The sequence below is a fragment of the Streptomyces coryli genome (assembly GCF_011044975.1).
GTDB lineage: Bacteria > Actinomycetota > Actinomycetes > Streptomycetales > Streptomycetaceae > Streptomyces > Streptomyces coryli.
In genome coordinates this window covers 1-6,382 of sequence record NZ_JAAKZV010000345.1, presented here as the reverse complement: position 1 = coordinate 6,382, position 6,382 = coordinate 1, and the positions used below count along the sequence as shown (strand labels likewise).

Genomic DNA, 6,382 nt, shown 5'->3' with positions numbered 1-6,382 from the left:
ACCTACGCCGACTACGACCCGGCCCAGCAGGCCCCCGCCCCGCAGCCGCAGTCCTCCCTCACCGTCCCGACCGGCACCGGCACCGGCCGTCGCGCCCTGGGACACGCGCCGGTCAACGGCAACGGTCACCGCGCGGCCCCCCAGCAGCTCTTCATGGAGCCGCCCCCGCCGGCCCCGGAGCCGGAGCCGCTCTTCGACCAGTTCGCGCAGGAGGACCCGGCCGACGACGGCGCGGACGTCCGCGGCTCCCTCCCCGACGACATACCGCGCGAGGACGCGTACTACGGCGCCTTCCTCCGCTACGTCCAGGAGAAGGCCGACTTCCCCAACGCCCGCCAGTTCGGCCTGTATCTGCTGGACCACTACGGCGTAGGCGGCCGCACAGGCGGCCCCCTCACGGAGGGCTACCTGCGCGGCTACGTACGCGAATTCCGCCAGCGCTACAACGAAGAGCAGTCGGCGTAGCCGCTACGCCCCGAGCAGCTTGCGCACCCGGTCGGCGCCGACCGCGAGCAGCAGGGTGGGCAGTCGCGGGCCGGTGTCCTTGCCGACCAGCAGCTCGTACAGCAGGGCGAAGAAGGCCCGCTGGCCCTTCTTGACCTCCGGCGGTACGTCCTTGCCGTGCGCATCCGCCGGCAGCCCCGCCTGGACCTTCGGCACGCCGTACACCAGAGAGGTCAGCCCCTCCAGCGACCAGTGCTCGTCCAGCCCGTCGAGCAGCAGCCGCAGCGACTCCCGCTGCTCGGGCGTCAGCGACTCCAGCAGCTCGGTGTCCGGCGTCTCCCGCACCACGGTGCGGTCATCGGCGTCCGCCTGGGTGCGGATCCAGGTCTCGGCCTTGTCCAGCCGGGGCCGGGCCTCGTCGAGGGAGCCCAGCGGGTTGGCCGTGTAGATCTCGTTGAGGATCCGCAGGGTCTGGTCGTCGTGGCCGGTGGTGATGTCCGAGATGGAGGCCAGCGTCCCGTACGACAGCGGACGCGGCGTCGCCGGCAGCTCACCGGCTGCCGTGGACGAGGCGCGCGTGTACGCGGCCACGTCTCCCGGCAGCGCCGACCCGTCGGCAACCTTCGCCGCGAGCTTGTCCCACTCGTCGTACGTCCGCTGGATCTGCTGATCGAAGGCGATCTTGAACGACTGGTTCGGCTTGCGCCGCGCGTACAGCCACCGCAGCAGCGCCGGCTCCATGATCTGCAGCGCATCTGCGGCAGTCGGCACCCCACCGCGCGAGCTCGACATCTTGGCCATGCCGCTGATGCCCACGAACGCGTACATCGGCCCGATCGGCTGCTTCCCGTCGAAGATCCCGACGATCTGCCCGCCGACCTGGAAGGAGGACCCGGGCGACGAGTGGTCGACCCCCGACGGCTCGAAGACGACACCCTCGTACGCCCACCGCATCGGCCAGTCGACCTTCCACACCAGCTTGCCGCGGTCGAACTCGGCCAGCCGCACCGTCTCCTCGTGCCCGCAGACACAGGTGTAGTGCAGCTCGGTGCTCTCGTCGTCGTACGCGGTGACCGTCGTCAGGTCGCGCTCGCAGACGCCGCAGTACGGCTTGTACGGGAAGTACTCCCCGCCGGCCGTCGTGCCGTCGTCCTCGTCCGCCGCACCCGAGCCCTCGGCGGCAGCCAGCTCGGCCTCGTCGACGGGCTTCTGCGACTTCTTCGCGGCGGGCTTCTTCTTGGTCCGGTACTGGTCCAGCACGGCGTCGATGTCGCCGCGGTGCTTCATCGCGTGCAGGATCTGCTCGCGATACGCGCCCGACGTATACATCTCGGTCTGGCTGATCCCGCGGTACTCCACCCCAAGATCAGCCAGCGCGCCGATCATGGCCGCCTTGAAGTGCTCGGCCCAGTTCGGGTACGAGCTGCCCCGCGGCGCCGGCACCGAGGTCAGCGGCTTGCCGATGTGCTCGGCCCACGACTCGTCGATGCCCGCGACACCGGCCGGCACCTTACGGAACCGGTCGAAGTCGTCCCACGAAATGATGTGCTCGCAGGCGATCCCGCGCCGCCGGATCTCGTCGGCGACCAGGTGCGGGGTCATCACCTCGCGGAGATTCCCCAGGTGAATGGGGCCGGAGGGAGAGAGCCCGGAAGCGCAGACGACAGGTTTGCCCGGGGCGCGACGCTCCGCCTCTTCGATGACCTCGTCGGCGAAACGGGAGACCCAGTCAGCGGTCTCGGCGGTGGCACCCACAGTCCGTACTTCCTCTCTCGGGAGCAATGCGCGGCCCATTGTCCCAAAGAAAAACGGCTGGCGTCGCATGGGATACTGGGGCACAAATCTGATCTCTCTTACGGAACGGTGGTTCCTCTCCATGGCCTCGGTCCCCGCCCTCTCCACCAAGGTCGAGCAGCAGCTCGCGGACGCCCTCTCGGCAGCCCTGCCGGAGGCCGGCGCCGCGGACCCGCTGCTGCGCCGAAGTGACCGGGCTGACTTCCAGGCCAACGGGATGCTGGCACTCGCCAAGAAGCTGAAGGGCAACCCGCGGGAGCTCGCGACGAAGGTCGTCGAGGCGCTGGGCTCGCCCGCCGAGATCGCGGACGTCGAGGTCTCCGGCCCCGGCTTCCTCAACATCACCGTCTCCGACAAGGCGATCACCGAGACGCTCGCGGCCCGGGCGGCCGACGACCGGCTCGGCGTCCCGCTGAAGGAGAAGCCCGGCCTCACGGTGATCGACTACGCCCAGCCGAACGTGGCGAAGGAGATGCACGTCGGCCACCTCCGGTCGGCGGTCATCGGCGACGCCCTGCGCGGCATGCTCGACTTCACCGGCGAGAAGACCATCGGCCGGCACCACATCGGCGACTGGGGCACCCAGTTCGGCATGCTCATCCAGTACCTGATCGAGAACCCGGGCGAGCTGGCCCCGGCGGACCAGGTCGACGGCGAGCAGGCCATGTCCAACCTGAACCGGGTGTACAAGGCCTCCCGGGCGGTCTTCGACGCGGACGAGGAGTTCCAGGACCGGGCCCGTAAGCGGGTCGTCGCCCTGCAGTCCGGCGACAAGGAGACCCTCGACCTCTGGCAGCAGTTCGTGGACGAGTCGAAGGTCTACTTCCACTCGGTCTTCGCCAAGCTGGACATGGAGGTCCGCGACGACGAGATCGTCGGCGAGTCCGCGTACAACGACATGATGGCCGAGACGGCCCGGCTGCTGGAGGAAGCGGGCGTCGCGGTCCGCTCCGAGGGCGCGCTCGTCGTCTTCTTCGACGAGATCCGCGGCCAGGACGGCGAGCCGACCCCGCTGATCGTGCAGAAGACGGACGGCGGCTTCGGCTACGCGGCCTCGGACCTCTCGGCGATCCGGAACCGGGTCTTCGACCTCAAGGCGTCCACGCTCCTGTACGTGGTGGACGTCCGGCAGTCGCTGCACTTCCGGATGGTCTTCGAGGCCGCCCGCAGGGCCGGCTGGCTGACCGACGCGGTCACCGCCCACAACATGGCCTACGGCACGGTCCTGGGCGCCGACGGCAAGCCGTTCAAGACCCGTGAGGGCGTGAGCGTACGGCTGGAGGACCTGCTCGACGAGGCGGTGCAGCGCGCCGCCGAGGTCGTACGGGACAAGGCGCGGGATCTCACCGAGGACGAGATCCAGGCGCAGGCCGTGCAGGTCGGCATCGGCGCGGTGAAGTACGCCGACCTGTCGACGTCGCCGAACCGGGACTACCGGTTCGACCTGGACCAGATGGTCTCGCTCAACGGCGACACGTCGGTGTACCTGCAGTACGCGTACGCCCGGATCCAGTCGATCCTCCGCAAGGCGGGCGAGACCGGCCCGGCCGCACACCCGGAGCTCGAACTCGCCCCGGCCGAGCGGGCATTGGGCCTGCACCTGGACGCCTTCGGCGCGACGCTCTTCGAGGCAGCCGCGGAATACGCCCCCCACAAACTGGCCGCCTACCTCTACCAGCTCGCCTCCCTCTACACGACCTTCTACGACCAGTGCCCGGTCCTGAAGGCCGACACCCCCGCCCAGGTCGAAAACCGCCTCTTCCTCTGCGCCCTGACGGCCCGCACCCTCCACCAGGGCATGGCCCTGCTGGGCATCCGCACCCCCGAGCGGCTCTGACGACGGCAGCCGCCCGGTTCAGAAGGTCTCGACCCGGCACCGGGCGGCACCGCTCTTGGCGATACGGGCGTCGCTGGTGACCAGCGGTGCCCCGAGTCCTTCGGCAAGCGCCACGTAGTGCGCGTCGTAGACGGACAGGCCTGCCGACAACTGCTGGACCCGCTCCCACAGCGGGTTCAGCTCGTGCCGGCGCACCGGCATCGACCGGAAGTCGGCCATTGCCTGATCCACCTGGGTACGCGAGAGCTTGCTGCCTCTGGCCATGCCCAGCAGCGCAGAAGCGAGTTCGGCGTCCAGCAGGTGCGGTACCGCCAGCACCCGCTCGTGCGCGATCCGCGCGGCGATCCGCTGCCCCTGGGCCGCTTGGCTGGTGAGGTAATGGACGAGCGCCGAGCAGTCGATGACGATCACGACCGACGCTCCCGCCCGGCCTCGATGGCATCCAGCACATCGTCGTTGGAGAACTCCGCCGTGGCATGGGCGCGGATTCGCTCCGTGACCTCGGCCATGGTCGGCGTCCCCGCCTCGCGCTCGATGAGCTCACGGAGGAACCGGGACAGGGACATCCCTTCCCGCGCGGCGCGCTCCTTCAGTATGTCGAGGGCCTCGGTGGATACGTCCCGGATCGTCACATGGGTTGCTTCCACGGGGACCGGCCTCCTCGCTCGGCTGCGCTGCTACACCTGCCAGGATACCTCGCACGCATTCAGAATGAATGCACTAGTTCCCAGGGGACCGGTACGTACGGAACGTCGGCGCCAGCAGCGCCAGAATCCCGATCGCCACCACCACCAGCACCCCGCCCCCGGCCACCGCGGCCCGCGGCCCGGCCGCCGAGCCGGCCACTCCGTGCACCAGGTCCGCCAGTCGCGGGCCGCCGACCACGACCACCACGAAGACGCCCTGCATCCGGCCGCGCATCTCGTCGGTCGCGGCCTCCTGCAGGATCGCGCCGCGGAAGACCGCCGACACCATGTCCGCCAGCCCGGACAGCGCGAGGAAGGCGACCGCCCACCACAGGTTCGGGCTCATTCCGAAGCCGATCACCGCGACGCCGAAGGCCGCGATCGACACGATCACCATCAGCCCGTGCCGCCGCGCCCGGCTGAAGGTCCCGGAGAGCAGGCCGCCCAGCACCGCGCCCAGCGGAATGGCCGCGAAGAGCAGCCCGAGCGCGAAGCCCTCGCCATGCCCGGCATACGTCGTCGCGGCCAGCTCAGGGAAGAGGGCGCGCGGCATGCCGAAGACCATCGCGATGATGTCGGCGACGAAGGACATCAGCAGCACGGTGTTCGCGGCCGCGTACTTGAACCCGGCCAGCGTCTCGCGCAGCCCCGCCCGCTTCGGCGCCGCGTCCGACAGCGGCGGCAGCGCGGGCAGCTTCCACACCGCCCACAGCGTGACGACCAGCGCGATCGCGTCGATCAGATACAGCTCGGCGAGCCCGATCACCGGGATCAGCACCCCGGCGAGCAGCGGCCCGGCGATGGCGCCGGTCTGGAAGACCGTCGCCCCCAGCGCCTGCGCCGCGGTCAGCTCCCCGGCCGGGACCAGCCGGGCGATGGCGGCGTTACGGGCCGGTGCGTTCATGCCGAAGAACGACTGCTGCAGCGCGAGCAGCACCATCAGCACCCACACCGAGTCGAATCCCGCGAATGCCTGCACCCAGAACGCCACCGCGGTCACGGCGATCCCGCCATTGGTGACGAGCATCAGCTTGCGCCGGTCCACGCTGTCCGCGACCGTCCCGCCCCACAGCCCGAAGATCACCAGCGGCACGAGCCCGGCGATCGAGGCGTAACCGATCCACGCCGACGACCCGGTGATGTCGTAGATCTGCTTGGGCACCGCCACGGCGGTGAGCTGGCTGCCGACCGCGGTCACCGCGGAGGAGGCCCAGAGCCGCCGGTACGCGGGCCGCCGCAGCGGCCGGGTGTCCATGAGGAAGCGCCGCCAGCCGCGGGGCTGCTGCTCGGGTTCGGCGGTTATATCGGTACCCACGGCGGTCTGTTCTCCATACATCTATCGGCGCCGGGTGAGCGTACCTCAGGGTGTATCCAGCACCACCTCAATTTCCGGGGGCTGCCCGGTGGGCGCTTCGTAGATCAACTTCATACGCTCGTATACATGATGAAGCAGCCGCTGAAGAAGACCGCGACAACAGCCATAGCCCTCGCCCTCATTGCGGGCACCGCGACCGCGGCGGTCGCCGCGAGCCCAGCCCATGACAGCACCTCGGTCCGTACGGACAAGGGCACCGTCCGTGGCACCGAGACCCCCACCGCCCGCACCTACCAGGGCATCCCC

Annotated in this window: 6 protein-coding genes and 1 pseudogene; 3 read left to right on the top strand and 4 right to left on the bottom strand. The window is 69.9% G+C overall.

Features of this window, described 5'->3' with window-relative positions; all coding sequences use genetic code 11:
• Nucleotides 1-465, top strand: a pseudogene (locus G5C51_RS38720) (DUF2637 domain-containing protein); the annotation flags it as partial.
• A gap of 3 nt (nucleotides 466-468) precedes the next feature.
• Here G5C51_RS38720 and lysS read toward each other — a convergent pair.
• A complete protein-coding gene (lysS, locus tag G5C51_RS38715) occupies nucleotides 469-2,199 on the bottom strand; it encodes a lysine--tRNA ligase (RefSeq protein ID WP_420824905.1) in 1,731 nt (576 codons plus the stop codon).
• A 121-nt stretch (nucleotides 2,200-2,320) separates the two neighbouring features.
• On the opposite strand from lysS, the gene argS reads away from it, so the two are divergent.
• On the top strand, nucleotides 2,321-4,075 hold the full coding sequence (argS, locus tag G5C51_RS38710) for an arginine--tRNA ligase (RefSeq protein ID WP_165245064.1): 1,755 nt from the start codon (nucleotides 2,321-2,323) through the stop codon (nucleotides 4,073-4,075).
• Between the two features lie 18 nt (nucleotides 4,076-4,093).
• On the opposite strand, the gene G5C51_RS38705 is transcribed toward argS, so the two are convergent.
• From G5C51_RS38705 to G5C51_RS38695, 3 genes are all read right to left on the bottom strand, one after another.
• Complete coding sequence (locus tag G5C51_RS38705) at nucleotides 4,094-4,486, bottom strand: PIN domain-containing protein (RefSeq protein ID WP_165245062.1); 393 nt, start codon at nucleotides 4,484-4,486, stop codon at nucleotides 4,094-4,096.
• Entirely contained in the window at nucleotides 4,483-4,722 is a 240-nt protein-coding gene (locus G5C51_RS38700) for a FitA-like ribbon-helix-helix domain-containing protein (protein WP_165245060.1), read from the bottom strand. The genes G5C51_RS38705 and G5C51_RS38700 overlap by 4 nt, the downstream gene beginning before the upstream one ends.
• A gap of 73 nt (nucleotides 4,723-4,795) precedes the next feature.
• Nucleotides 4,796-6,097, bottom strand: coding sequence for an MFS transporter (locus tag G5C51_RS38695; protein WP_165245058.1), 1,302 nt, complete (start codon nucleotides 6,095-6,097; stop codon nucleotides 4,796-4,798).
• A gap of 105 nt (nucleotides 6,098-6,202) precedes the next feature.
• On the opposite strand from G5C51_RS38695, the gene G5C51_RS38690 reads away from it, so the two are divergent.
• On the top strand, nucleotides 6,203-6,382 hold a 180-nt coding region (locus tag G5C51_RS38690; protein WP_206314786.1), incomplete at its 3' end, for a hypothetical protein.